The organism is Nocardia veterana NBRC 100344, assembly GCF_000308855.1.
Classification (GTDB): Bacteria; Actinomycetota; Actinomycetes; order Mycobacteriales; family Mycobacteriaceae; genus Nocardia; species Nocardia veterana.
Window position 1 is genome coordinate 78,778 of the sequence record NZ_BAGM01000210.1, and the last position, 26,096, is coordinate 104,873.

Sequence of the window (26,096 nt, forward strand, 5' to 3'; positions counted from 1 at the left end):
CTGGTTTCCGTACCTTCCGGGAGGCCCGATGGACGCGTATCCTCCGATCGCTGAACACGGAATTGTGGGCGATCTGCAGACTGCCGCGCTGGTGTCGTCGGCCGGCACGGTGAATTGGTGGTGCACACCACGGTTCGATTCACCCAGCCTCTTCGGCGCCCTGCTCGACCACCGGCGGGGCGGCTACTGCCGTGTCGCGGCAGATTTGCCAGAGGACGAAGTTACCGTCCGCCAGTTGTACATGCCGGACACCGCGGTGCTCGTCACCCGCTTCATGGCGCCCGCGGGAGTCGGCGAGGTCGCCGACTTCATGCCGCCGATAGATACCGAGGCACCGACGGATCGCCATCGGCTGATCCGGATCGTGCGGGTGCTGCGTGGCCGCGTGCCCTTCGTCGTGTCCTGTCGCCCACGCTTCGACTACGGCCGTGCCGAACACCGCACCGTGGCACACGATCCCGAGTGGGTCATGTTCGAAAGCCCGGAAACCACACTGCATCTGCAAGCGTCCGACCCGATCGTGCTGCAGGTCGAGGATACGGACGCGACCGGCAGCTTCAGCCTCGAGGAGAATCAGACGGCGTTCCTCGTGTTGACCGCCACCGGTGCGGGCGGGGAATTTCCGGCGTCTCCGCGGCGCAGCGAGGTAGCCGCCGAATTCGCGCACTGCCGCGAATGGTGGCAGGCATGGCTGCGGAACTCGACCTACCGCGGCCGGTGGCGCGATATGGTCAACCGTTCCGCGATCACCCTCAAACTGCTGACCTACGCACCGACCGGGGCGCCGATCGCCGCTCTCACGATGGGGCTGCCCGAACAACTCGGCGGCGAACGCAATTGGGACTATCGCTACACGTGGTTGCGCGACGGCTCCCTCTCGGTTCGGGCGCTGGTCGATCTCGGATTCACCGACGAGGCCTACGCCTTCCGCCGCTGGCTACGGGAACGACTGGCCGGGACCACCCCGTCGGGTGAACCACTGCAGATCATGTACCGCATCGACGGTGACCCCCGCCTCGATGAGCAGATCCTCGACCACTGGGAGGGTTACCGCGGATCGTCGCCGGTACGCGTCGGCAACGCCGCCGCCGACCAGCTGCAGCTCGACATCTACGGTGAGGTCGCCGATGCGCTGGCACAGACCTCCGATATCGGCAGCGTATCCGGGTGGCGGGTCTTCGCCGAACTTCTGGACTGGCTGACCGACCACTGGGATCGCCCGGACGAAGGCATATGGGAAACCCGGGGCGGCAGAAAGGATTTCACCTACAGCAGGCTGATGACCTGGGTCGCGTTCGACCGAGGGATCCGCCTCGCTACCGAGCACGCGCGACCGGCGGATCTGGGCCGCTGGACCCGCGCGCGCGACGCCGTGTTCGACCAGATCCTCGAGCGCGGCTGGAACGAGGAGCGACGCGCCTACGTCCAGAATTTCGAGTCTCCGGTCCTGGACGCGTCGCTACTTCTCATGCCGCGCATGGGTTTTCTGTCCCCGCGCGATCCGGACTGGCTGAGCACCCTGGACGCGATGGACGAGGAGCTGGTCGACGACAGCCTGGTCTACCGATACGATCCCGCCGCCTCACCGGACGGGTTGCGCGGCTCCGAGGGGACATTCAACCTGTGCAGCTTCCTCTACGTCGAGGCGCTGGCCCGGGCCGGGCGCGTCGACCGTGCCCGTTACGCCTTCGACAAAATGCTCACCTACGCCAACCACGTCGGGTTGTTCGCCGAGGAAATCGGCCCCTCGGGTGAGCAATTGGGCAACTTCCCGCAGGCATTCACCCATCTGGCGCTCGTCGCGGCCGCGATCGCACTCGACGACGAACTCGACCGTCTCGAATCCGGCACCGGAAAGCCCTGAGACGATGAGCGACCGGAGCGCTCCCGCCCGCCCCCGCGGTGTGCTGGCGCCCCTGGCACTCGCACAATTCATCTGCAGCTTCGCCGGCACGAACATGGCGGTGATGATCACCGACATCAGTCACGATCTGAACGCCGACGTATCCGGCGTGCAACTGGTGATCACGCTGTTCCTGCTGATCATGGCGGCGTTGATGATCCCGGGCGGCAAACTCACCGACCGCTACGGCCGCAAACGCTGCTTCACCGTAGGCCTTTCGGTCTACGGCATCGGCGCGATACTGAGCGCGCTCGCGCCGGGACTGGGCGTGCTGGCGCTGGGCAACTCCGTGCTCGAGGGAGTGGGCACCGCGCTGTTGATCCCGCCGGTCTACATCCTGACCACCCTGCTGTTCACCGACACCACGGCACGCGCGCGAGCCTTCGGAGTGGTGATGGCGATGGGCGGAATCGGCGCCGCCGCCGGGCCGCTACTCGGCGGACTGATCGCCTCGAGCCTCGGCTGGCGAGCGGCATTCGCCTTCCAAGCGCTGGTCGTGGCGGCCATCCTGGTGTCGACACGCCGCGTACACGACCCACTCCCGCCCGACCCCACCCGCACCCTGGACATCACCGGCACCATCCGGTCCGCAGCCGGACTCGTCCTCCTCGTACTCGGAATCCTCGCCGCCGACAACGATTTACGGTGGAGCGCGATCCTGATCGTGCTCGCGATTCTGGTGCTGGCCGGATTCTTCCTGCACGTGCGCGCCACCGAACGATCGGGCGGCGACCCCCTGGTATCGACCAGCCTGTTCCACAGCCGGGCATCCAATTTCGGGCTGGCCACTCAACTACTGCAATGGCTCATTCTGATGGGAACCTCCTTCGTCGTCTCGGCCTACCTCCAAGTCGTCCGTGGCTACGACCCCATCCGCACCGGCATCATCTTCACCGCCGCCACCGCCGGACTGCTCGTATCGTCGCTGTCGGCCGCCCGCCTGGCAGCACGTTTCGCCCAGCGAACACTGGTCATGACCGGATTCGTCGTGGTCGCCGTCGGCATCGTGGTACTCATCGCCATGGCCGGACGCAGCCTCGACCCATGGGCGTTCGTACCCGGACTCCTACTGATCGGCCTCGGACTCGGCTCCATGCTCACTCCCTCGGTCAACATCGTGCAGTCCGCCTTCACCGAGGAACGCCAGGGCGAAATCTCCGGCCTCTCGCGCTGTGTATCGAACCTGGGCTCCGCACTCGGCACCGCCATCGCCGGCACCATCCTCGTCGCCGGACTCAGCAGCCACGCCTACGCCATCGCTATGCTCGCGCTCGGCGCAGCCGCCGTCATCGGGCTCCTCGCGGCGGCCGCACTTCCCCACCGCACACGGGCCGGGAAACCGTCATCACGGTGAGCGACACCGCCGTGTGCCGGCCCGCCCGTAACCGAAACGGCAGCGATCAGCCGTGCATGACGACTTCGAGACGCGAGGCGTCGGGGAAATGGGTACCGAGTGTGGTCAGCTCGATCGCGATCCGACCGGGGCCGGGGGCGAAGGATATCGAGTTGGTCTCGTTGCGGAACATGTGCCGGGACACGCTACCGACGCCACCACTGTCCAGATTGCGCCACTTGACGACCGCGACGAGAGACGACCCGCATCCGGCGCTGCCGGTGCCTGCGACGTCGACGGTCTGGTAGCCGATGGAGACCTGGTTGCTGTCGTCGAAGATGTTGGCCTTGGCGTTGACGGTCGTCGCGCACAGGCCGCCGTCGAACTGGGCGAACAGCGTCGGCATACCGGTGTGCGACTCGGCTGCGGCCGGCGCGGCCTGCAGCAGCGCGCTACCGAGGGCGGCCGTAGCGAGAACGGAAACAAGGGCAGGAGCGTGCATGATGTCCTCTCGAAAGTCGAGCCCCACACGCTAGCGACCCACGGGCCCCGGTTCCACGCCGACTCGCTCGACATCGCGGCACGAAAAAACCATTGAGCGGCAATGCAGTTCGGGGCACGATGGTCGAAAATCGGTGTGTCTGGAAGGATTATGGCGGATCCGGTATCGGTGTTGTGGCTCACGGGTGCACCCGGGGTCGGTAAGTCGACGGTCGGCTGGATGCTCTACACCCAGGCGCGAGAACGGAACCGGCCCGTTGCTCACGTCGATATCGATCAACTGGGCCTGCTCGCGCCCGCGCCGGCCGACGACCCGGGTTGTCACCGGCTGAAGACCACCAACCTCGTCGAGGTACTCGATACGTTCCGCCGCTACGGAGCCGAACATGTCATCGTGTCCGGTGTCGTCGATCCACAGCACGGAATCACCCCCTACCTGCCCGAGGCAAGCGATTTCGAGTTCACGGTGATCCGCCTGGGGTGTACCCGCGAGGAATTGCGGCGGCGCTACCTGGCGCGGGGCTTGTCCGGCGAGCGCGTCGACGAGGCGATGGCGTTCGCCGACAGCCTGGATCGCAACGCTGTCGGCGAACCACTGGACACCACGGCACTGTCCCCGGTCGACGTCGTGGACCTTCTGGCGGATCGGCTACGTCCGCAGGAACGTTCCCGCCCGACCGCGTCCGCTTCGGCGCCGGCGAGGCCGGCTGCATCCGCACCGCTTCCGGTGTTGTTGCTCGTCGGCCCGACCGCGGTCGGCAAGTCGACCGTCGGCTGGGAGGCGCTGCGGATCCTCTGGGGCCGCGGTATCACCGCCGCCTACATCGACGCCGACCAGCTCGGGTTCTTCGACGCGGATTCGGCACCGAATATCAAGGCCGACAATCTCCTTCGAGTCTGGCACGGGTATCGCGGGGTCGGTGCGCGGGCACTGGTCGTCGTTGCCAGAGGGACGCCGCACCGATACCGGCAAGCGCTCGCCGGCGAACACGTCACCACCGTATGCCTGCGGGCATCCGAAACCGAGCTGGCCGAGCGGATCGAGCAGCGCAGCCGCGGCGATGGGCCCCGTCTGCCGGGCGACTCACTTGCCGGAGCCTCGGTCCGGCATCAGCGGCATCTGCTGTCCCGCGCCGCCGCCGAAACAACGGCCCTCCGACGATCCCGCGGTGGCGCCACCGTCGTCGACACCGACAGACGAGCAAGCGCGGCGATCGCGGCGGATCTGGTCGAGCTGCTCGAACTCTGACCACAACGGCCGGGCACCTCGACCCCGGCCACGAATGCTCGCCCGCAGGCGGCGCTGCGTCGAGGACGCGAACCGGCCTTGCTTTCGAGCGCGCTCGAAGCTCTATCGTCGCCGCCATGACGAACACCCGTGACTTTTCGACATGGTTGATCACCGGCGCGTCGCAGGGCTTCGGCAAAGCCCTCACCACCGAGGTCCTCGGCCGCGGGGAGGACGTGGTAGCGGTGGTCCGTGACACGGAGACGCTGGCCGACCTCGCGTCGAAGTATCGCGACCATCTGACTGTGATCTCGGCGGACCTGCGTGTCGCTCAGGACGTCGACAAGGTCGCCGCGGTCGTCGAGTCCCGCGCGGTCGATGTCCTGGTCAACAATGCCGGACGCGCGATCATCGGCGCGGCCGAGGAGATCGACATGGTCGAGCTGCGTGAGCAGCTCGAGCTCAACTTCTTCGCTGCCGCGGCGCTCACCCGGGCAGCGCTGCCCGGGATGCGAAAGCGCCGCGGCGGCACCATCATTCAGATGAGCAGCCAGGGTGGGCGACTGTCGTTCCCCGGAGTCGGGGCGTACTCGGCGAGCAAGTTCGCTCTGGAAGGGTGGTCCGAAGCGCTTGCGGCCGAGGTCGCCGATTTCGGCATCCGTGTCGTGCTGGTCGAGCCGTCGCGGTTCCGCACCGGGTTCAACACCCCCCACTCGCTGCGTCTCGTCGATGCGACAAGCGCCTATGCGGCGGTCGTCGATCCCGTGCGCGCGGATCTGACCGGAATCGATGGACGTCAGGAAGGAGATCCCGCCCGGGCGGCGGTCATCTTGGCCGACCTCGCCCACGCGACCGACGTACCGTTGCGGCTTCCGCTCGGCGCCGAAGCCGTCGACCGGCTCACCGCCGCCTATGATGCCGGATTGACCGAGCTGCGAGCCTGGTCGAGTGTGGCGCGATCCGCCGACTTCCCGGCTCAGGAGGTATGACGCCCATGGCCACCGATGACCTGATGGCACGGATACTCGAGGAAATCGGTGACTTCGCCGACATCGACGAAACCATCCCCGTGGAGACCATTCACCGTCTGGTCGACACGGGCGAGGACCCGGCACCGATGTCCATCGCCGAGGTCGCCGACATGCTCGACCTCTCCCCGCATTCGATTCGCTATTACGAACGAGCCGGTCTGATCTCCGTCACTCGGGACAGCCGCGGCTACCGGGTCTACGACGCCGAGGCACAACGACGCCTGGTGTTCATCACCCGCATGCGCTTGTCCGGCATGCCGATGCGCGACCTGCACCATTACATCCACCTGGTGGAAGCGGGTGACGACTCGATCCCCGAACGACTCGACATGCTGCTCGAACACCGGGACACCATCCGCCGGCGGATCCGCGAACTCAACCTCTCCCTCGCCGCCACCGAATACAAGATCGCCACCTACCGGCACCATGGCGAGGTATGGGGCGGCACCGATGTCTGAATACCTCTTCTCGCCGTCAGCGGGCGTACTCGGATCCGATGAGGGCGTGGTTGGCGGTGATGTCGGCTATCGCGTCCCCGTGATCGCACAAATCGTCGGCCAGACGACGTCGGAGGGCAGTGGGCAGCGCGGGGGCGAAGGTTTTGAAATAGGCCCGCAGCCAGTCGGGTCGAGCGATCAGGAACGGCAGGTCCGTTGTCATCATGTTGCGGGCCACGATCATCGGCCACGGCGTGTCCAGCGGGTGAAAGTCGTGATTCCACAGCCCGGGATGCGAGCAGCCGGGGTAGAACTGCCCGAGCATGAACCCGTGCTCGACGAACTGTGTCTTCCGGGCGGCGTGGACCTCGTCGATGACGGTGTGATCGGAAAGCTCCGCGAGCACCGTGATCAGGGCATGCGGGCGCTTCCAATCCGAGGTCGTCGTGAGGTGGACGAACTGGTCGTACATATCGTCGACCAGAACGTCGAGTGTCGGTACGCCGACATCACCGTCCACGAAGGTCGCCCATAACAGGCACTTCGCGATCGCCTGGCTGATGAACGGGCACACCGCGCCCGGTCTGCCGAGGTCGTCGTGCGGTTGAGTGAGGTACTCGCGAGACCATTGCGTCAACCGAGCCGCGCGGGGGTCCGGCCGTTCCGGGGCGAAGAGGTTGAGCCATTCGGCGCCGGAACGCGCTCCGGTCAGTGTGGTAGTCGGCGTAGTCATGGTGTCTTCCCGGAGTCGAGGCCATCGCCACGATGTGCACGGCGCGGCAGGTACATCCGTAGCCGCGGTCCGATGACTTCCAAGGCTGCGGCACTTGTCATTTCGTCATGGTCGGCGGGAACGCGCAGTGTGGTGATGGTTCCCTCGATGAACGGCCGCCACGAATTCACGCCGAGATCTGCGTCGGGCCCCCTTGCGGCGCCGAAATAGAGAAGATCACCGGGGAAGCGCGCCGGATGGTAGCGCCGGGCCATGTCGATCGTCCGCACACCGGCGCGACAGAGCTGGTCACGATGGCGGGCATCCAGCGATTCGGCGGGTACTGCGAACCGGTTCAGCAGGCGTCGAATTCGCGCGCCGTCCGGTGCGTCGTCCGCGAAGGCGTCGTGGGTCAGCGCCGCACTGTCCAACATTGCCAGCAGCGCAACCGACTGCCCCTCGGCCCGTAACCGGACGGCGATCGCATGCGCTATCGAACCGCCGACCGACCAGCCCAACAAGCTGTACGGCCCACTGGGCTGGTGCGCCCGAATCCGGGTCAGATAATGGTCGGCGAGCTGTTCGATGGAGTCGAATTCCGCAGCGGGATCGGTGAGTTGGGGAAGTTGCAATCCGTAGATCGGTGTCTCGGGATCGAGGTGACGGGTCAGGCCGGCGAACGACCACGCGAGACCGGTCGCGGAGTGGATACACCACAATGCCGGTAATGTCCCCGCCGCACGGATCGGCAGGACGGTGCGCAGTGCGGCATCGGGGTCGGCCGCGCCCGATGCCGCCCCACCTCGATCGATATGTGCGGCAAGCGATTCGGGTGTGGGATGGGCGTAGATGTCCCGCACGGTGATCGGCGCCACGGTTCGCGCGCACAGGAGGCCGGCGAGTTCGGTGGCGGTGAGCGAATGGAGGCCGAGCGCGAAGAGGTTGTCGTTCGCGGCGACGTCGTCGACGCCGAGTAGCTCGGTGACAGCCCGCACGACAAGTTCCTCGGAATCGCCGGCCGCGGGCCGGCGCGACGACGCGGGTGCGGGTGCGGGCAGGGCCGCGCGATCCAATTTTCCGGCCTGATTCGTCGGCAAGGCGGCAACCACGCACGCACTGGCGGGAACGAGGTGGCTCGGTAGCAACTCGCGGACCCTGGCGAGCACGTCGTCCGAATCGACCGCGCCGTTGGCGGGGACCAGATACGCGACCATTCGCGCGTCGGGAAGCCCTTGGTGGTACACCGCGACCGCGGCGCGCGAAACCTGGGGGTGGGCGGCGAGCAGGGTTTCGATCTCTCCCGGCTCGATGCGGTGCCCGCGCAGGTTGATCTGACCGTCGACCCGCCCGTGGTAATCCAATCTTCCGTCGTGCCGGCGGCATACGAGATCACCGGTTCGATACATGCGGCTGCCCGGCGGGCCATACGGATCGGCGACGAAGTGTGCGGCCGTGGCGGCGGCGTCGCCGTGGTAGCCGCGGGCGAGGCTGGGGCCGGCCAGATACAGCTCTCCGGGCACATCGGGCGGGCGCAGGGCGAGCCAATTGTCCAGTGGCAGGGCGCTGACGCCGGGTATGGGTGCCCCGATGGACACCGGCCCGTCCGGTGTGAGCGGATCGGTCTGGGTGGACACCACGGTCGCTTCTGTCGGTCCGTAACTGTTGATCAGGCGGCGTTGCGGGTGTGCCCAGCGGGTGATCACCCCGGTGTCGACGGGCTCTCCTCCGGTGACCACCGTTCGAAGGTCCGTCAGTTGTCCGGCGTCGAGACTGGACAGCACGACCGGCGAGGACAGGTAGTGGGTCACACGTTCGCGCGCGAGCAGCCGGGTCAGCTCGGCACCGCCGACGATGCCGGGCGGAACGACGATCACGGTTGCGCCGCAACCGAATCCGGCGAGCAGCTCGAGCAACGAGGCGTCGAAGACGGGTGCGTGCGCGTGCGCTATCCGGGCCTCGGCTCCGACGCGATAGCGGTCGGTCAGGTGTGCGGTGAGGGCCGCGAGCCCGCGATGGGTGACCGTGACTCCCTTAGGCCGTCCGGTGGTGCCGGAGGTGAACGTCACGTAGGCGGGATGATCGACGTGCAGTGGCACCGTGCGTTCGGCGTCGGCCACCGCGTCCGAGGACCGGCCGGCGATATGCGACCTGGTCTCGGGATCGTCGAGGACCACCCAGCCGCGGGCAGGTTGTGGCAGATCCACGACATGGCGTGCGAGCGTGACCCCGGATACCGGTCGGGCGTCGCTCATCACGGTCGCGATCCGCCCGCGGGGCTGGTCGGGGTCGATCATCAGTGTTGCGGCACCGGTCATCGTGACGGCCCACCAGGCGAGGACCGATTCGAGGCTGCGGGGAATCGCGATGGCGGCGATCTGCTCGGGCCCTACGCCGAGTTCGATCAGCTCGCGCGCCAAGCGGGCTGCCCGCGATTCCAGGGCGCGGTAGGACAGCGCGCGGTCGCCGTCTCGAATCGCGAGCCCGTCGGGGTTTCGGTGGGCGCCGGCGGCGAGCAGTTCGGGCAGTGTCCGGGCCGCAGGCGCGGGAGCGGGTGGTGTGACCGGCGGTGCGGCCGGTGCGAGGCGGCCGAGCTCCGTGTCCGGGTCGTCGGCCAGCATCGTCACCAGCGTCGAGAACATGCGGGCGTACGCCTCGGCGGTGCGGCGGGTGAAAAGGTCTGCGGCATAGCCGAATCGCGCGTCGACGCCGATCAAGGTCCCGGCGGCGTCGCGCCGCTGGGTCAGTGTGACGTCGAGGTCGAACCGCGCGACGGACAATTCGAGAGGAACCTCCGTGAGCTGCAGCCCGGGAAGCGTGGGTTGCGTGCTGATCGCCGTTTCCACGATCAGCATCGTCTGTGCCGGCGGCATCTCGGACGCGCCGATCGCCGCGACGACCTGTTCGTACGGAACGTCGGAGTGCGCGAAGGCGGCGACGTCGAAATCCCGGACTCGCGACAGGATGCGGCGAAAACTGTCGCGGGGGTTCACCTGCGCGCGCAACAGAATCGTGTTGACGAACATACCCACCAGCGCGTCGAGCCGGCGATCGCCACGACCGCTGGTCGGTGTGGCGACGACGGTGTCGCCGCCGCCGGACAGGCGCTGCAGCCACACCGCGGTCACGGCCTGGTAGGCCATGAAATCTGTCGCGCCGACGGCGTGCGCGACGCGGCACAGTCGCTGACAGGCCACCGGGTCCACCGGGACTGTGATGTGGTCACCGCGAGCGGTGCGACGGATCGCGCCGGGACGGGACGGCGGCACGCGCTCCGGTGTCAGGCCCGCCAGTCGCTGCTGCCAGCCCCGGATCTGCTCTGCGCCAAGGGAATCGGGGTTCGACGGATCACCGAGGACATCGGTGTGCCAGAGGGCGTAGTCGGCATAGGTGACCGGTAGCGGGGACCATCCGGGCGGGTCCCCGGCACTGCGAGCGGCGTATGCGGCGCCGAGATCGCGGGCCAGCGGACCCATCGACCAACCGTCGGCCACCAGGTGATGCAGGACGAGCACCAGCACGTGCGCGGAGGGCGCCAACCGCAGCAGGGTGACCCGGAAACACGGCTCGACCGAAGTGTGGAAACCCGCCGAGGCCAGCGCCTCGAGCCGTGCGTCGAGTTTCTCGGGTTCGATCGGCTGAGGGGACAGGTCGAGCTGTCTCTCGTCGACCGGCAGGACCCGCTGGGTCGGCCCGTGCGCATCGGCGGGGAATACCGTTCGTAGCGGTTCGTGTCGTTCCAGCACATCGCGCAGCGCATCGGTCAGCGCGCCGGTGTCGAGCGGGCCGTCCAGCCGGACCGCGAACGGCATGTTGTACGCGGGGCTGTCCGGATCCAGTTGGTTGGCGATCCACAACCGTCGCTGTGCGGGCGCGAGCGGGATGCGTCCCGGACGCGGCTCTCGCCGGGTGAGTTTCACGAGCGCGGCGCCCTCGGATCCCGCATCGATCCGACGTGCCAAGGCGGCGACGGTCGGATGCTCGAAAACGTCGCGCACCCCGATCACCACCCCGGTGGATTCGGACAGCCGGGACGCAAGTTGCGTAGCGGCCAGCGAGTGGCCGCCCAGGGCGAAGAAGTCGTCGTCGAGCCCTGCCCGCACGATGCCGAGCAGCTGCGCGACCGTCGACGCGACCGCCTCCTCGGTGGGGGTCCGCGGCGCACGGTGGCGCGCCGGGGTCAGGTCCGGAGCGGGCAGCGCGGCGCGATCGAGTTTGCCGTTGGCGGTCCGAGGCAGTTCCGGCAGCACGATCGCAGTGGTCGGTACGAGTGGTTGCGGCAGCGCCTGCCGTACCCGCGAAAGCACCGAATCGGCGGCGAGTTCGGCGCCGGCGGGGACGAGGTAGGCGACGAGCACGTCACCGGAGGGACCGGGATGGATGGCCACCGCCGCGCGAGCGACCTGCGGGTCATCCGCCAACGCGGATTCGATCTCGTGCGGTTCCACCCGAATACCCCGCAGGCTGATCTGGCTGTCACCACGGCCCTGGTAGTCGAAGGCTCCGTCGAGACGCCGCCGTGCCAGGTCGCCCGTGCGATACATCCGGCTCCCGGCCGGGCCGTAGGGATCGGCGACGAAGTGGGTGGCGGTCAGGGCCGGACAGCGGTGATACCCCCGGGCGACGCCGGGGCCCGAGACATACAATTCGCCGCTCGCTTCGCGCGGCTGCCGTTGCAGCCGCCGGTCCAGCACAACCACTTTCGCACCCGCGGCCGGTGTGCCGATCGTGATCGGACCATCGATGCCGAGTGGTTCGGTCTGGGTGGCGATCACGGTGGTCTCGGTCGGACCGTAGCTGTTGATCAGCCGGTGTCGTTCGCTCCACGCCGCCGCGATGGTTCGTGGGCACGCCTCGGCGCCGGTGACGACCGTCTCCAGTTCGGGCAGCGCGGCCGGATCCACGGTCGCGAGCACCGCCGGGGTGGACAGGTAATGGGTTATCCGCCTGTCGGCGAGCAGCCGGGTGAGTGCGCTGCCGCCGATGACGTCGGACGGACAGACGACCATGGTGGCACCGGCGCCGAACGCGGCGAGCAGTTCGAGCAGTGCCGCGTCGAAGCCCGGGGCGTGCGCCAGCAACACGCGTGACGATGGCCGGACCCGATAGTGCTCCACGACGTATCGAGTCAGATTCGCCAGTCCGCGGTGGGTGATCGACACGCCTTTGGGCGAGCCGGTGGTCCCGGATGTGTAGATCAGGTAGGCGGGGTGGGTACTGCGCAACGGGTGGGTCCGCTCCGAATCGAGAACGGGCGAGGCCGCACGCGCGCTGACCCGGGCGGACGTTTCCGGGTCGTCCACGACGAACCACCGGAGCCCGCCGGATGGCCGACCGGCGTAGTCGCCGACGGTGAGCCCGGCTATCGGACGAGCGTCCGCGAGCATCCGAGCGACCCGGTCATCCGGGGTCGCGGGGTCGATCGGCATCCACGTCGCGCCGGTCTTGGCGACGGCCCAGAACGCCAGCACCGAAGCGAACGACCGATCGACGAGCACCGCCACCACAGTTTCGGGTCCCGCCCCCACCGCGATGAGCTCACGGGCCCATTGCGAGGACCGGCTGTCGAGTTCGGCATACTCGCACCGAACGCCCGCCGCCTCGACCGCGGCCGCGCGTGCGTGTGCCGCGCCTTCGGCGAGGATGTCGGGAAGTAGTGCAGCAGAAGATGTTTCGTCGTACTCGCGCGCGCGATCGTGCAGGTTCGCCCGGTCCGAGGGCGTGAGCAGCGGCAGGGAGCACACCAACGTATCGGGCTCGGCCGCCACGACCGCATCCAACAGCGTCAGAAGCCGGGCCCGGTGGGCGGTCAGCACGGCGTCGGTGTAAAGGGCCGGATTACCCGACAGGTCGATGCCCAACGGAGCGTGCGCGCCGAATCGGTACACGTGCAATGCCACATCTTCGACACCACCCGCGGGGAGCACCTCCACGCCGGCGGGCACGCCACCGAACCGCAGCGGTTCATCGACGAGCATCAAGTTGATCACCGGCCCGAGAGCACCACGACCGGCGAGCGCCGGCCCCAGGTCGCGCCGGATGTCCTCGAGCCGGTAGTGCTGGTGACGAAGCGCCCCGGTCACCGCCAGACGCACCTGCCGAATCAGATCCGCCACCGTCGTGTCCGAACCGATGTGTGCGCGCAGGGGGACGGTATTCGCCACCATGCCCGCCGAGCGACGCAATGCCGCGGTGGTCCGGGCGGCGACCGGGAGCGAGACGACGACGTCACGCGCCCCGGTCATCCGGGCGAGATACGCCAGCGCAGTCGCCACGACGAGCACGGGAATCTGCGCATCGAAGCGAGCGGCGGCCACCGACAACGCGTGATCGGAATCGGCGGGCAGTACGCCACGCGCCGCGAGCGGAACGGCGCACGGCGGGGCGACCCGGCCACTGAGCGAGGGCACCGCGCGAAGGCCGGCGAGGCACTCCTGCCAGTAGATACGGTCACGCTCGGCACGTGCGGAGCGACGGTAGGCGCACTCGCCGTCGACGATCTCCGGCAGCGCGAGGGCCCCCGATGGCCGAGCTTCGATCCCGGTGCACGCCGCGGAATACAGCTCATCGGTGCGGCGCAACAAGATCATCGCGCCGATCCCGTCGATGCCCACGTGATGTGCGCGCGAATACCACCAGTAATGGTGGCGGCCGACTCGGAGCAGGTGCGAGCACCCCGGCTCATCGATGAGGAGGTCGATGGGCGTGCGGAGGTCGGCGTCGATCCATTTCCGGGCGGCTGCCGCTGGGTCGGGACGGTCGCTGAAATCGTCGATCCGAATCGTGCGCGGCAGGCTGTGGTCCACCCGCTGGACGATCCGGCCGTCGTGGCGCAGGAAAGTGATGAACGGTGAGCCCAGCTCATGCCCGGCGACCAGGGCGCACCGTTGCAGGAGTGCCACATCGAGCTCGGCCTCGATATCGAGAACGTGAGCGACGCACAGCGGCACCGACGGCAGGAGTTGCTGGGCATGCCACAGCCCGGCCTGGGCCGGTGACAGCTCGAAGGCACCCGGGGGCAGAGCGGACGCGGTCACCGAGCTCACAGTCGAATCCTCGCAGGTCATGCGCTCATTCCTTCGCTTCGGAACGTGCACCGCCCCGAGGTCGCGCCGTCAGCGAATGTGGAATACTCCGAAACACGCCGACGGAAGTACCGGAGCGTGCCCCACCGTTCCGGGCGTTGTGTCTCCCGAATCCGCGACATATCCGACGGCCTGCTTGCACCAGCGAGGAACTCATGTCCGAACGCAAGGTGACGGTGACACTCGATCAGGTCTCGGCGACGACCCTGTGGACGTTGCGAGACCGCGCACAGGAGGCGATGCGGCCGCGACCGCTGATCGTCGATCCGGTGGCGATTCGGGCGTATCGGCGAATCGACTACGACTTCAGTGGGTTCGGGCGGATACGGCAATCGCACGCGCTTCGGGCACGCTGCTTCGATCGTGCCGTCGCCGACTTCGCCCGCCGGCATCCGCGCGGTGTCGTCGTGGCGCTGGGCGACGGTCTCGAAACCGGATTCTGGCGTAGCGACTCCGATTCGCTGCGCTGGCTGTCGGTGGATCTGCCCAGCGTCATCGAGGTCCGTCAACAGGTCATGCCCCAGGACGCTCGAGCCGAGGTCATGGGGTGCTCGGCACTCGACGCCCGCTGGATCGGCCGCGTCGATGCCGAGGACGGGATCTTGATCACCGCTCAGGGGCTGCTGGGGTACTTGCAGCCCGCGGAGGCGCTCGGCTTGATCGATGAGTGCGCGCACGCCTTTCCGGGCGGGGAGATGGTCTTCGACACGGTTCCGGGCTGGTTGCGCAGGCGCTCCCACCACGACACGGACTCCACCCGGCCGCCCATGCCGTTCCACCTGACGGCGCGTCAGGCCGCGCGCCTGCCACGCCACAACCCGGCGATCAGCGCGGTGACCGAGTTGCGGCTGCCGGCCGGTCGCGGACTGTGCGGTCCGATCCCCTTCGCACTCGCCTACCACGTCCCGCTCGGTTCGCTCGTGCGGCCGACCACCACGCACGCGCAGTTCGCTCGGGCCCCCGCGCAGCGGTAAGCCACAGCGCAGCGGTAAATCACAGCGCAGCGGTAAATCACAGCGCAGCGGTAAGCCACAGCGGCGACGCGAAATGATCCTTTCGGGCAAGGGCGATCCCTCCGGACACTGAACAAGGGGACGTTGACGACACCGGCCTCCATGCAGGTGGCGGTTGAACCGATACCCCGACGACCCGTCATCCACCACGGGTGTCACCGTTGATTTTCGACCCGGCCGACAACAATGGCGCACGTAGTGGACTACCTCAGCGACGGCAGCGCGGTACCCGACTTCGTTGGCGCCCAGGAGTCGACCGTCCCCGGCGGTCGGTCATCACCGCCCGCAGACGACGGCGGCGAGCGCCTCGCGGGTATTGACGCCGAGTTGCCGCCCGGCGCGATAGATATGGCCTTCCACGGTGCGGACCGACACGATCAGCCGGTCCGCGATCTGCTGATTCGTCAGGCCTTGTCCGATGAGCGTCGCGATTTCGCGCTGCCGGTCGGTGAGCCGGGCGTCGAGCCCCGCAATTGCCCGGATGGCGGGCGTGTGCGCCCCGCACGCGGTCGCTATCCGGCGGGCGCGGGCCGCCGATGCGAGCGCCGAAACCCGCATCCCGCGGTACGCCTGGGCCCCCGCTGCCTGCGCCGCGCAATCTGCTGCGGCCAGCAGGTCGCCGTATCGTTCGAATTCCGCCGAGATCTCGTCCAGCGCGGCACCGTCGCGTTCGCTCAGCGCCGCGGCCTGACGAGCCGCGGCCGGAGCTCGTGGACCGTCCACCGTGCTCGCCAGGCGCGACAGCCGCTCGGCGCAGGCGATATCGCCGAACTGGACTGCTGTGTGCAGCGCGAGGACTTCCAATGCGAGCTGGGCGTTCTTCGCGGCCAGGTCCGCTGCCTCGTGCGCGATGGCGATCGCCACGGCGCTGGGCTGCTGCCCCGCGGCCACCACCCAGGCCCGTACCCGAATCAACTCGGGGTCGAGGAACGAGTACCCGGGGTGCCGGGCGGCCTCCGCTGCCGCCAACGCCTCCGCCGCCTCGTCGGCGTCACCGATGAGTGCGAGGGTCTGTGCGAGCGCGACGCGACAGGCATATCGCATTCCGAACGCGTCGCGCCCACCCAGGCCGGCGGTCGCCTCGCGAAGCGCGCGCAGTGCCTCGGCGAGGCGGCCGGAGCGCAGGGCGACCCGCCCGTCCACGAACATCGCCGCGGTCCGGATCGGGGCCGGCGCGTCGGCGGCCATTTGACGCACATCGGCGGCCAATTCCTGGGCGCGGTGCAGATATCCGGCGTTGACCAGGGCATGAACATGCTCCATATGCACCGCGATCGGCAAAATGCTCGTATCGTGACTGCGCGCCGCGACGGCGCCGCGCTCGGCCAGGGGACCGATCCGGTCTGTTTTGCCGAGGACCCCGAGCGCACCGACAAGGGCATAGCACGCCGGTGCGACGGCGGCAGGGTCGGCGCAGCCGCTGTCGAGAACTCCGCGCGCCGCGCGGGCCGCGACGCGCGGATGGCCACGGCACAGATCGAGAACGGCGCCGAGCGCGATCAAGCTCTGCTGTGCGTCACGATCGGTGATCGACGACCGCGCCCGCGCTTGGATCAGCCTCGCGTCGGCGACCCGGCCCAGGCTCCAGAACATGTTCGTCACGCGGTCGATCGCGACCCGCGCACGCTGCGCCTCGTCGCCCACATCCGCCAACGCCGCCAGCTCGTGCTCTGCCTGTGTGCCCTCCCCGTTCATCGCCAACGCGTGCGCGCGCAACCATCGCGCCGGAAGACCACTCCCCGCGGTCGCCGCCGCACCGGCGAGCTGCGCACACAATTTCGCGTCCCCGCGGCCCAGAGCGATGCGCGCGCCGTCCATGAAGAGCTGCGGTTCGGGTGGGAGGTCGGACTGCATGGTCAGTACGGCCGCCCGCAACCGGGCGGCGGAGGTGCACGGCGGCCGGGTGAGAGCCCGCGCGACTCTTCCGCGCAGGCGAATGGCATGCAGTGTCCCCGTCCGATCGCGCCGGACCTCGCCGTACAGCGGGTGGGCAAGGCGCACGGACATGCCTTGCCCATCCCGCAGTTGCGCCGTCACCAGCCCACGTTCCTCGGCCTGTTCGATCGCTCGGCGTCCCACGAGTTCTTCCAGAACGCTCAGGGTGAGCGGTTCCTCGATCGCAAGGATGTCGACAACCTGGCGGACGAGCGGGTCGAGGGCGCCCATCTGTGCTTCGATCAGACAGGTCAGGGTGGTGGGTAACCCCACGTCACCGGACCATCGCCAGACACCGGACTCCAGCCGCAGCCGGCCCGCCTCACATTCGGCGGTGACGAGCAGCCGCAGAAACAAGACGGTGCCGCCGGCGAGCCGCCACAGGCGCTCGGCGCTCGAACGTTCCAGTTCGCCGCCCAGCACGGTTTCCAGCAGCGCGGTGACCTCCCGCAGCGATAGTGGGCGCAGGTCGAGCCGTTCCAGATACCCGTCCTTCCACAGCGATGTGATCGCATCCGGAGCGCTGTCGGTGGCTCCGACGGTCATGACCACGGGCGTCGTGCCCGTGAGGACCAGCTGATGCACCGCCATCGCGGATTGTTCATCGAGCAGATGCGCGTCGTCGACACCGACGACCACCCGACGGCCATCGATGCGTGCGGCCAGTGCGCGTGCCGCGGGAAGCGCCGGCCTCCCGGACTCGCTCGCCGCACCGTCTTCCTGCAAATGTCTGGCCAGTGCGCCGAGCGGTACCGACCGACCGGACTTGGTGCCGACCACCCAGCGCTCCCGGGCACCGCTGCGGACGGCCTTGGCCAGGGCCTCGCGGGCCAACCGGGTCTTACCGACACCATGGGGCCCGGCAACCACCACTCCGGGTTGCGAATGGTCTCGGCCCCGCATGGCCGCCGAGATGAACGCCAATTCGGCATCCCTTCCGACCAACGGCCACTTCCACACCACCATGTTCTCGACCCTTGTTACGGAACGAAACCTCTCTGTCGACTGATCGGCGTCCATACGCCGATGGCAGCGAAAACGGACCAGAGGTGTTCCCGGATCGCCGAATCCACATCAACCGAAGCAGATTCGATCCGAACGACTGCCGATGACATCGGCTCGACCCGCACCCAGCGGTCTATCGCCCGAACAGCCGCGGCCTCGATGCCGGACTGTCCCGCTCAGCCACATTTGCTCGCCACCGACCCACATCGATTACACGCCCCGGCGGCGATCGTCGCAAGACAGGTACGCCCGCACCTCGAGAGGAGTAGTCGGCTACGTGCGCGTGGGGCGCGACGCTCCAACTGGAGCGACTGATGCGACTGCCCGCTCTGCAAGCACCCTCCCCGAACTGCGCCGCGGCTACCCGGTGGCATCGAAAAACTGATCACTTTCGTGCGCGTCCGCCACCTCGAGGGACGGGCGCTACGTAATTTGAGCACATGGAAGACGAGACCCCGACACCGAGGATTCCCCCGGAATCCGCAGGTCCGGCCGAACCATCGGCCCCAGCGTCCTCGTTCGATTTGGCAGCACTTCGGCGCGATCTGCAGATCGCGACCCGGAACGGGCGCTACGCGCTGGTCACCGCGGTCGCTGCGGCCGTGATCTCGGCTGGGATATCGGCGTGGGCATCCATGAGTGTGAGCAACTCCGAGATGAGCCGACAGGAGCACATCACCGCAGCGCAGGCGGTGCGCAAGGATCGGCGCGAGGTGTACACGGAGTACGTCACGTCCTTCATGGACCTCGAAGGCCAGCTGGGGACGATCAATGCCGCATTGAGCGCCCATCCTCCCGACCGTGCCACCATCGCAGCGGAACTGAACAAACTTCCGCAGCTCGTGCAATCGAATATGCGCGCGGAAGCCGCCGTGCGGATCGTCGGCAGCGAGATGGGTCCTCTCCTCGCCCGCCGCGACCGCGCGTTGACAGCCTTGGTGTCCGAACCGGGCTCCTCCTTGCTGGTAGTTCGAAACTACCTCGATGATCATCCGAACACGGTCTCGGACGACGACGAGTGGCACCGAGTCGCGACCGTGGGGATCACGGCGATTCAGAAGTTCGTGAACGACACCAGCATCGACGAGATCGCGGAACGGGCGCGGGCAGACCTGGGATCCGGATGACCCGATGACGGGGGCATCGTGCGCCTTCCCTTCCCTTTTCTAATGGGGACATCTAATATCCCTATTGTGAAGATGGGCGAGGGCGTCGAGTGGAGCCTGCACTGCTGCGTGACGCTGGCCTGGCTGCAGGATCAGTGCCCGGTGCCGATCGCGCGGCTGGCGGCCTGGTTCGACCTGCCGGTGGAATATTTGAAGAAGCGGCTGCAAGCGTTGGTCCGCGCCGGGATCTTGACCTCGACCCCGGGGGTGGGGGGCGGGTTGAGCCTGGCCCGCCCGCCGGAGCGGATCACACTCCTCGAGGTGGTGACCGCCGTCGAAGGCGGGGTGGATCCGTTCCGCTGCACCGAGATTCGCCGCCGCGGGCTCAGCGGTGCGACGGCAGACAAGGAGTTCGCCCACGCGTGCGGTATCGCGGTGGCGATGCGACGCGCGGAACTCGCGTGGCGGCGTGAACTCGCCGCGCAGACCATCGCCGATCTGGTGGCGGCCGCACCGGCGAGTTCGGGGACACGCACTAGGCGCGGTTTCGAAACCATGAACCCCTAGCCGGTCGAGAACATCCACCGGCAAAACCGCCATGGCAAAAAAGGGGATATTTTGTATCCCGAATACGGAAGGAATAGCTTCGTGTCCAAGATTCTCGTGGTAGGCAGCGGTTTCGCCGGTGTCTGGAGCGCGGCGAGCGCGGTACGACTCGCCCGCGCACACGGCGCCGAAGACGTGTCGGTCACCGTGGTAGCCCCCGGGGACGACTTGGTGATCCGGCCTCGGCTCTACGAGGCCGGCCCCGACCGCATGCGCGTACCGCTGGATCGAATCCTCGGTCCCGTCGGTGTGCGCCGGATACCCGCGATCGTCACCGGCATCGATACCGATCGGAGAACGGTCACCGGGGTCGGCTCGGACGGTCGTAGCATCCGATCCGATTACGACAAACTGATTCTCGCCACCGGGAGCCAGCTGAGGCGGCCGCGGATACCGGGCGCCGAGTTGGTGCACGATGTGGACACCTTGCCCGCCGCGGCGGCGCTCGACGCGCACCTGCACCGGTTGCCGGAGATCCCGCCCGCGGACGGGCGTTTCACCGTAGTCGTCGTCGGCGCAGGCTTCACCGGTCTGGAGATCGCCACCGAACTGGTGGACCGGCTCCGGCCGATCGCCGAGCGCGTGCCGGGTGAGGTTCCCCGGATCGTACTGGTCGAGCGGAGCGACGAGATCGCCCCCGAACTCGGCCCCGGCCCCCGCCCGCACATTCTGAAAGTTCTCGCGAGACTCGATGTGGCGCAACGGCTCGGCGTGAGCGTGGCCGCCGTCGATCGCGGCGGTGTCACGCTGTCCGACGGGAGCCGGATCGCCGCCGCCACCGTGGTCTGGACCGCCGGAGTGCAAGCCAGCCCGCTCACCGCCGACATCCCGGGTGATCGCGACCGGCTGGGGCGGATTCACGTCGACGAATATCTGCGCGCACCGGATGCGCCGGGCGTATACGTTGCCGGCGACACCGCCGCGACGCCCGCCGACGAGCGCACCCGAGTCCTGCAATGTTGCCAGCACGCCCTGCAACTGGGTAAATACGCCGGCCACAACGCCGTCGCCGAGGACCTGGGCCTCCCGCTCGTCCCGTTCGTGGGCGAACCCTACGTCACCTGCCTGGATCTCGGTTCCACCGACGCCATGTTCAGCAACGGCTGGGACCGTCGGGTGATCGCCACCGGAGCTGCCGCCAAGGCACGCAAGCAGAGGGTGAACGAGCTGTTCATCTACCCGCCCACCGACGATCCCGACGAACTGCTGCGCCAGGCCGATTATCGGTTTTCGGTGCGGCAGCTCGCTCCGCAGCCCGAGAATCTCGATTCTGTCGTCAACGAGGTTCGATGAAGCGGGCCCAACCAGGAACTCGACCGGAATCCAGCTCTTGCATGATTTCCAGTCGTTCACGCAGCCGCGCAACGTCGGGTGTCAGGGCGCGAAACCAGAAAGACACTGTGCCCCATCGCTTTTCGGACCCTTCTCGCTCGGTGACGAGCCAGACCGGTGGATCCGGCAGGTCGAGATCCGCGCCGTCCACCACGTGGAAGGTGTACGACTGATGGTCCACCAGCACCAGCGCGCCCTCGGGATCGACCAGCGGATCACCCAGCGACGGCAACGTCGCCACAAGGTGGTTCTTCGCCTGCCGCTGCACGGCGACCACGCCGAGCGAGCTACCGGCCAGCCAGAGCCCATGGTCGCGTCCGAGCAGCCGGAGCACTTCACGGACCGCGGCAGGCACCGCGCGAGCACCCTGCCCCGTCGCCCATGCGTCGATCTCGGCATCGGAAGCCCCGCTGACCGAGTCGCCACGCAGACCATCCGCCACGGCTGCGGCGAAGATCTGGCGAATCCGCCCGACGGGATCGGCGCCGAGTTCGATCACTCGACCGAGCCCCGATCCCGATCGACGAACTCGGTGAGGCGCTTCGGATTTTCGAGCTCCACGGTGACATCCTCGCACGAGTCGCGGACGGTCCTGGGCGGTATCCCGGCCGCCACCGACACGTCGTACGGCATGGGTCCGATCAACGTCCTCCCAAGCTGCCGCCGCCATCCACATTCAGCACTTGGCCCGTGATGTATCCGGCCTCATCGGACAGCAGGAAACATGTGGCGGCGGCTACGTCGGCCGGAGTTCCGAGCCGACCCACCGGAATCGAGGCGAGCGCACGGGCTTCTGCTTCGCTGCCACGCGGGCGGGACCGGTAGAACAGCTCGGTGCCGATCGGCCCGGGTGCGATCGCATTGGAAGTGATGCCGTCGGGGGCAAGTTCCAGTGCCCAGGTGCGGGTGCAGCCGACCAGCGCGCTTTTGGCGGCCGCGTAGGCCGTGCGGTCGCGGGCCCCGTAGATCGCGCGCGAGGCGATGTTCACGATCCGGCCGAAACCTCGGGCACGCATCCCCGGCACCAAACCCTGCACAAGTTGCATCGACGCGCGCACATTGACGTCCCAGACCCGCTGGGCGACAGCCATATCGAGCTCGTCGAGCGATTGCGGTTCGGCGATGCCGGCGTTGTTCACGATCCGATCGACCGAGTACCGCTCGACCACCGTCTTTACGGCCCGCGCCGTCTCGGCCTCGTCGGCGAGATCGCACACCAAGAACTCACCCGGGAACTCCGATCCCGGCGCCCGCCGTGCGAGGCCGATGACGCGATACCCCTCGGCGGACAGCCGCCGGGTGATTTCCGCACCGATCTCACCGGTCGCTCCTGTGACCAAAACATCGGATGTCGCAGCGCACATACACCAACTTTCGCATCCGCCCCGCGAACATCGGCTGCCGGCTTCGAGCTGCGCGAAACCACCAGCGATGGGGCGTGCTCGCGATCGCAACCCTGCAACGACGGCTGATACCTTGCAGATTCGCCCAGTTCGGCCAGTTCTCGGTCCGGATAGATGTATGAAGGAGACCCCTCCGCATGAACACGGCTGCACAGTGGTTCACCGGTCCGCACCGGCGTCGAAGTTGGATCGCGGTGCTGGTCGTCGCCGTCGTGGTGAGTGTCGCTGCGGTCGGCTGGGCGGACCGATCCCCACGGCAGTCCCAGCAACCGCCACCGGTGGTCGGTGGCAAGTTTCGTATCGAGCCCGCTCTAGGTTCCGCACCCACTCCGCGCTGGACGGTGCGCGCCGCCGATCTGTCCGCTGACCCCGGCGCTGTTCTCCTGTCCGCTCCGCACAGTCTGAACGTCTACTACGGAAACGGCACGCCGATGGATGCCGGGACCACGATCGTGGCGGCCACCGCGGTGCCGGACAGCGCGGGCGACGGGGTCGGGCAGCCGGTCAGCGCGGTGCGACTGCACGGGATCGACCCCGACACCGGAAAACCCCGCTGGGCCATCGATGTCGGTGCGATCGCCGGCTGCGCCGAGCAGGTGTTTCAGGGCCTGCTGAGCTGTTGGGACACCCATCGGGTCCTGATCGTCGACAGCGCGACGGGCACAGTGCTCACCGACCACATCACCGATTTCGAGGTGGCGCAGGTCGATGCTCGCGACGGCGTCGTCACGGTGGCCGGGCGAACCGCGGACTGGCAGACCGCCGTCCTCACGCGTGGAACCGTCTCGGATATCGCTGCGAGCTGGCGTAAGACTTTTCCGGCGGTGGTTCCCGGAGAGCCGGTCAGACCCGTCATCAGCGCACCGCACTACTTCCGGAACGGGCGCTACGGCAACATTCGTGTCTACGATCTGCGCACCGGCGAACCGCTTTTCACCGGACCGGTCGGCTATGTCTTCGACGGCGGCATGATCGCCTCGCAGGTGATCGATCGCAACGGCACCGCGGGACAGGTCGCGTTGCTCGGCCGCGACGGACACCGCATCACCGACGTCGCCAATGCCGGCTTCATGCTCGAGTGGTACCCGGTCGCCACCGCGTCGCCACTGCCGATCCTGACCGGTGAAAGCGCCTACGACCGCACCACCGGTGCGATCTTGTGGACCAATCCCGAGATCGGCATCGACGACACAGCCGGGCGCAAGGACGCGATCGAGGGTGTGGTGCGAGACACCGTGATCGTCCGATCACTCGACGGCACAACACTTTCCGGGCTCGATCTCACCGACGGGCATCGAATCTGGCAGCGGCCCTCGCCGTTCGAACACGCCACGAAATTCACAAACTATGACGGCATCACCGACGCGACCCATCTCATCCTGACCGACGGAGTCACCGTGCAGGCGATCGATGGCGACAACGGAACTCCGGTGTGGTCGATGCTGTTGCCGCCCAGCGGCGACCCCAGACTCCACTCCCAGGTGCGGGCGATGGGCCGTCGCATGGTCACCGTGACCGCGCATGAATTCACCGGATACGCCGCGACATGATGCCGAGAACAGTGGCCATCGAGGCCATTCGCGCACCCGGCTACGGTCGCCCGCCCGCGGGGTGGGTGGCCGATGCGACACACGTTCACCAGCGAAGCGGCGCACCTGCGTGACCGCCGCGTCGACTGCCGCACCAGCAGGGCCGCCCAGGCGGCGATCGCGCTGACAAGTCGTTGCACCGCTTGATATTTCGCCGGCGGCTGCCCGTATCGCCGGCGGTCGGAACGTGACCGGGACAGCGATCGACAGCTCTCCATACCGCCACAACTCTGCAGTGACCCGAGTCGGTGCGCCACGCCAAAGCGTGCGCCGCGAGAACATCCATGCGACCCGCAGGAGGAAATCACCACAACTGAATCGTGCAACGGGTCCGGTAGCCACAAGCATCACTTCTGCCACACCTGCAACAAAAGAGGCCAAACACCCAGCTGGGTTCGAAATAGGAAAACTACGACATTCCGCAGTTCAGAGGACTACACAGGCAAGAAGCCAACCCTGAGACAACGAAAGACCAGAACCCGAAAAGACCCTGACCAGGAATTACATAATTGTGGTCCCAGCTGGGTTCGAACCAGCGACCTCTCGCGTGTGAGGCGAGCGCTCTCCCACTGAGCTATGGGACCGTGGGAATTCGGGGCGGCTGGGGTGCCGTTCCGAACGAGATGGAACCTTAACACGCATCACCGGTGTCACACCAAATCGGGGGCTGAGCTGGAGGAATCGCCGGGGGTTGCGGGGCGTGGGACAGGAACGGGCGCAGGGGGTGTGGCGCCCCGGGGCCGGCAGGTGGGCGATGGGCGGCCGGGCTCGCGAATCGAGGCCCATGACGCCTGCTGTGGCCGGCGTCATGGGGGGTGTGCGCGGATCGACGGCGGGAGCTGGCGACCGATACGGATGTCGTGGGGTGGCACGTTCGGTGGCCTCGAGACCGGATGCGTCTGCAGCACCCTTCCCGCCCACGCGGACCGCTCCACGATCCCGCCCCGGCCACGACGTCCCCGCCCGTCGCACCGTCACCCTCCAGAACCACATCCTTGTCATTTACCCCCGTTTACCAGCCGATTTGTTGACCGCGCGGGTTGTGGGCTAATGTTCTCTCTCGCAGCCGGAAGGGGCCGAAACGCCCCGGAGAAGCAGCGTGCGGATGTAGCGCAGTTGGTAGCGCATCACCTTGCCAAGGTGAGGGTCGCGGGTTCGAATCCCGTCATCCGCTCGAAGGCCAACCCGGCCTTGGTTGGCGGTGTGGCCGAGTGGTGAGGCAACGGCCTGCAAAGCCGTGCACACGGGTTCGATTCCCGTCGCCGCCTCTGAGTAGGCGAACCACGCGCGATTAGCTCAGCGGGAGAGCGCTTCCCTGACACGGAAGAGGTCACTGGTTCAATCCCAGTATCGCGCACCAACGACATACAGGTCAGGCACCCTTTCGAGGGTGCCTTTCTTGTTGGGCGTTCGGAGAGGAGACGCGGTGCGCGATTCGGTGACCGTTCATATGGCGGCCTCCCCCGCGGCGGTCTGGGATCTCGTCAGCGATATCACCCGGATCGGCGAGTTCAGCCCGGAAACCTTCGAGGCCGAATGGCTCGGTGGCGCAACCGGTCCCGCTGTCGGAGCGACCTTCCGCGGACATGTGCGGCGCAACGAGGTGGGGCCGGTGTACTGGACCACGTGCCGAGTGGTCGCATGTGACCCCGAGCGGGAATTCGCCTTCGTCGTCCTCGGTCCTGGCGGGTCGACCGTCAATCGCTGGAGCTATCGGCTCGAGCCGCGGGACGGGGGTACCGCTGTCACCGAAGCCTTCGAGCTGGCGGCGAGCGCGCCGCTGCGGCTGTACTGGATGCTGCTCGGCTGGGCGCGCGGCCGCCGCAACCGCAACGATATGACCAGGACGCTGAATCGGATGAAGGCGATCGTCGAAGGCG

Annotated in this window: 17 protein-coding genes and 4 tRNA genes; 14 read left to right on the forward strand and 7 right to left on the reverse strand. The window is 67.7% G+C overall.

Annotated elements, in window-relative coordinates; genetic code table 11:
• The first annotated feature begins 28 nt into the window (after positions 1–28).
• Together ON37_RS30600 and ON37_RS30605 are read left to right on the forward strand one after the other, a co-directional pair.
• Positions 29–1,864, forward strand: coding sequence for a glycoside hydrolase family 15 protein (locus tag ON37_RS30600; protein WP_040724543.1), 1,836 nt, complete (start codon positions 29–31; stop codon positions 1,862–1,864).
• Positions 1,865–1,868: 4 nt separating this feature from the next.
• Positions 1,869–3,257, forward strand: coding sequence for an MFS transporter (locus tag ON37_RS30605; RefSeq protein WP_040724544.1), 1,389 nt, complete (start codon positions 1,869–1,871; stop codon positions 3,255–3,257).
• A 46-nt stretch (positions 3,258–3,303) separates the two neighbouring features.
• Here the strand turns inward: ON37_RS30605 and ON37_RS30610 are convergent, their stop codons facing one another.
• Positions 3,304–3,738 (reverse strand): hypothetical protein, encoded by a 435-nt coding sequence (locus ON37_RS30610; protein WP_040724546.1) that lies wholly within the window; start codon positions 3,736–3,738, stop codon positions 3,304–3,306.
• Positions 3,739–3,888: 150 nt separating this feature from the next.
• Here ON37_RS30610 and ON37_RS30615 point away from each other — a divergent pair, with 150 nt between their 5' ends.
• From ON37_RS30615 to ON37_RS30625, 3 genes are all read left to right on the forward strand, one after another.
• Positions 3,889–4,986, forward strand: coding sequence for an AAA family ATPase (locus tag ON37_RS30615; protein WP_040724547.1), 1,098 nt, complete (start codon positions 3,889–3,891; stop codon positions 4,984–4,986).
• Between the two features lie 116 nt (positions 4,987–5,102).
• Positions 5,103–5,954, forward strand: coding sequence for an SDR family NAD(P)-dependent oxidoreductase (locus ON37_RS30620; RefSeq protein WP_040724550.1), 852 nt, complete (start codon positions 5,103–5,105; stop codon positions 5,952–5,954).
• 5 nt (positions 5,955–5,959) lie between these two features.
• Positions 5,960–6,454, forward strand: a complete 495-nt coding sequence (locus ON37_RS30625) for a MerR family transcriptional regulator (protein ID WP_051032343.1) — start codon at positions 5,960–5,962, stop codon at positions 6,452–6,454.
• 16 nt (positions 6,455–6,470) lie between these two features.
• Here ON37_RS30625 and ON37_RS30630 read toward each other — a convergent pair whose 3' ends face one another.
• Positions 6,471–7,166, reverse strand: a complete 696-nt coding sequence (locus ON37_RS30630) for a DUF6875 domain-containing protein (RefSeq protein WP_040724551.1) — start codon at positions 7,164–7,166, stop codon at positions 6,471–6,473.
• Positions 7,163–14,188, reverse strand: a complete 7,026-nt coding sequence (locus tag ON37_RS30635) for a non-ribosomal peptide synthetase (protein WP_168441291.1) — start codon at positions 14,186–14,188, stop codon at positions 7,163–7,165. Before ON37_RS30635 ends, ON37_RS30630 begins: the two co-directional genes overlap by 4 nt.
• A gap of 194 nt (positions 14,189–14,382) precedes the next feature.
• Here ON37_RS30635 and ON37_RS30640 point away from each other — a divergent pair, with 194 nt between their 5' ends.
• Positions 14,383–15,201 (forward strand): class I SAM-dependent methyltransferase, encoded by an 819-nt coding sequence (locus tag ON37_RS30640; RefSeq protein ID WP_040724552.1) that lies wholly within the window; start codon positions 14,383–14,385, stop codon positions 15,199–15,201.
• Positions 15,202–15,516: 315 nt separating this feature from the next.
• Here the strand turns inward: ON37_RS30640 and ON37_RS30645 are convergent, their stop codons facing one another.
• Positions 15,517–18,141, reverse strand: a complete 2,625-nt coding sequence (locus ON37_RS30645; protein ID WP_051032345.1) for a helix-turn-helix transcriptional regulator — start codon at positions 18,139–18,141, stop codon at positions 15,517–15,519.
• Between the two features lie 563 nt (positions 18,142–18,704).
• On the opposite strand from ON37_RS30645, the gene ON37_RS30650 reads away from it, so the two are divergent.
• From ON37_RS30650 to ON37_RS30660, 3 genes are all read left to right on the forward strand, one after another.
• Entirely contained in the window at positions 18,705–19,307 is a 603-nt protein-coding gene (locus ON37_RS30650) for a hypothetical protein (protein ID WP_040724553.1), read from the forward strand.
• 72 nt (positions 19,308–19,379) lie between these two features.
• Positions 19,380–19,853, forward strand: coding sequence for an RrF2 family transcriptional regulator (locus ON37_RS30655; RefSeq protein WP_247609580.1), 474 nt, complete (start codon positions 19,380–19,382; stop codon positions 19,851–19,853).
• Between the two features lie 81 nt (positions 19,854–19,934).
• Positions 19,935–21,185 (forward strand): NAD(P)/FAD-dependent oxidoreductase, encoded by a 1,251-nt coding sequence (locus ON37_RS30660; RefSeq protein ID WP_051032346.1) that lies wholly within the window; start codon positions 19,935–19,937, stop codon positions 21,183–21,185.
• Here ON37_RS30660 and ON37_RS30665 read toward each other — a convergent pair.
• The gene (locus ON37_RS30665) at positions 21,169–21,723 is read right to left on the reverse strand and encodes a hypothetical protein (RefSeq protein WP_040724556.1); all 555 of its coding nucleotides are present in this window, start codon (positions 21,721–21,723) and stop codon (positions 21,169–21,171) included. The two genes, ON37_RS30660 and ON37_RS30665, sit on opposite strands and share 17 nt — an antisense overlap.
• Before the next feature lie 142 nt (positions 21,724–21,865).
• Complete coding sequence (locus ON37_RS30670; protein WP_040724558.1) at positions 21,866–22,588, reverse strand: SDR family oxidoreductase; 723 nt, start codon at positions 22,586–22,588, stop codon at positions 21,866–21,868.
• 176 nt (positions 22,589–22,764) lie between these two features.
• Here ON37_RS30670 and ON37_RS30675 point away from each other — a divergent pair, with 176 nt between their 5' ends.
• On the forward strand, positions 22,765–24,177 hold the full coding sequence (locus ON37_RS30675; protein ID WP_040724559.1) for an outer membrane protein assembly factor BamB family protein: 1,413 nt from the start codon (positions 22,765–22,767) through the stop codon (positions 24,175–24,177).
• A 551-nt stretch (positions 24,178–24,728) separates the two neighbouring features.
• Here the strand turns inward: ON37_RS30675 and ON37_RS30680 are convergent.
• Positions 24,729–24,800 (reverse strand) — tRNA-Val (locus ON37_RS30680).
• A 517-nt stretch (positions 24,801–25,317) separates the two neighbouring features.
• On the opposite strand from ON37_RS30680, the gene ON37_RS30685 reads away from it, so the two are divergent.
• From ON37_RS30685 to ON37_RS30700, 4 genes are all read left to right on the forward strand, one after another.
• Positions 25,318–25,390 (forward strand) — tRNA-Gly (locus ON37_RS30685).
• Between the two features lie 23 nt (positions 25,391–25,413).
• Positions 25,414–25,484 (forward strand) — tRNA-Cys (locus tag ON37_RS30690).
• 17 nt (positions 25,485–25,501) lie between these two features.
• Positions 25,502–25,576: transfer RNA gene (locus ON37_RS30695), tRNA-Val, on the forward strand.
• A gap of 66 nt (positions 25,577–25,642) precedes the next feature.
• The coding region (locus ON37_RS30700) for an SRPBCC family protein (RefSeq protein WP_085997425.1) at positions 25,643–26,096 on the forward strand (454 nt) is incomplete at its 3' end.

What these genes read in the sequence shown, in the direction of transcription:
- ON37_RS30615 (WP_040724547.1), top strand. Translation starts at nt 3,889, where the DNA reads ATGGCGGATCCGGTATCGGTGTTGTGGCTCACGGGTGCACCCGGGGTC.
- ON37_RS30605 (WP_040724544.1), top strand. Translation starts at nt 1,869, where the DNA reads ATGAGCGACCGGAGCGCTCCCGCCCGCCCCCGCGGTGTGCTGGCGCCC.
- ON37_RS30640 (WP_040724552.1), top strand. Translation starts at nt 14,383, where the DNA reads ATGTCCGAACGCAAGGTGACGGTGACACTCGATCAGGTCTCGGCGACG.
- ON37_RS30610 (WP_040724546.1), bottom strand. Translation starts at nt 3,738, where the DNA reads ATGCACGCTCCTGCCCTTGTTTCCGTTCTCGCTACGGCCGCCCTCGGT.
- ON37_RS30675 (WP_040724559.1), top strand. Translation starts at nt 22,765, where the DNA reads ATGAACACGGCTGCACAGTGGTTCACCGGTCCGCACCGGCGTCGAAGT.
- ON37_RS30630 (WP_040724551.1), bottom strand. Translation starts at nt 7,166, where the DNA reads ATGACTACGCCGACTACCACACTGACCGGAGCGCGTTCCGGCGCCGAA.
- ON37_RS30625 (WP_051032343.1), top strand. Translation starts at nt 5,960, where the DNA reads ATGGCCACCGATGACCTGATGGCACGGATACTCGAGGAAATCGGTGAC.
- ON37_RS30670 (WP_040724558.1), bottom strand. Translation starts at nt 22,588, where the DNA reads ATGTGCGCTGCGACATCCGATGTTTTGGTCACAGGAGCGACCGGTGAG.
- ON37_RS30655 (WP_247609580.1), top strand. Translation starts at nt 19,380, where the DNA reads ATGGGCGAGGGCGTCGAGTGGAGCCTGCACTGCTGCGTGACGCTGGCC.
- ON37_RS30600 (WP_040724543.1), top strand. Translation starts at nt 29, where the DNA reads ATGGACGCGTATCCTCCGATCGCTGAACACGGAATTGTGGGCGATCTG.
- ON37_RS30645 (WP_051032345.1), bottom strand. Translation starts at nt 18,141, where the DNA reads ATGGTGGTGTGGAAGTGGCCGTTGGTCGGAAGGGATGCCGAATTGGCG.
- ON37_RS30620 (WP_040724550.1), top strand. Translation starts at nt 5,103, where the DNA reads ATGACGAACACCCGTGACTTTTCGACATGGTTGATCACCGGCGCGTCG.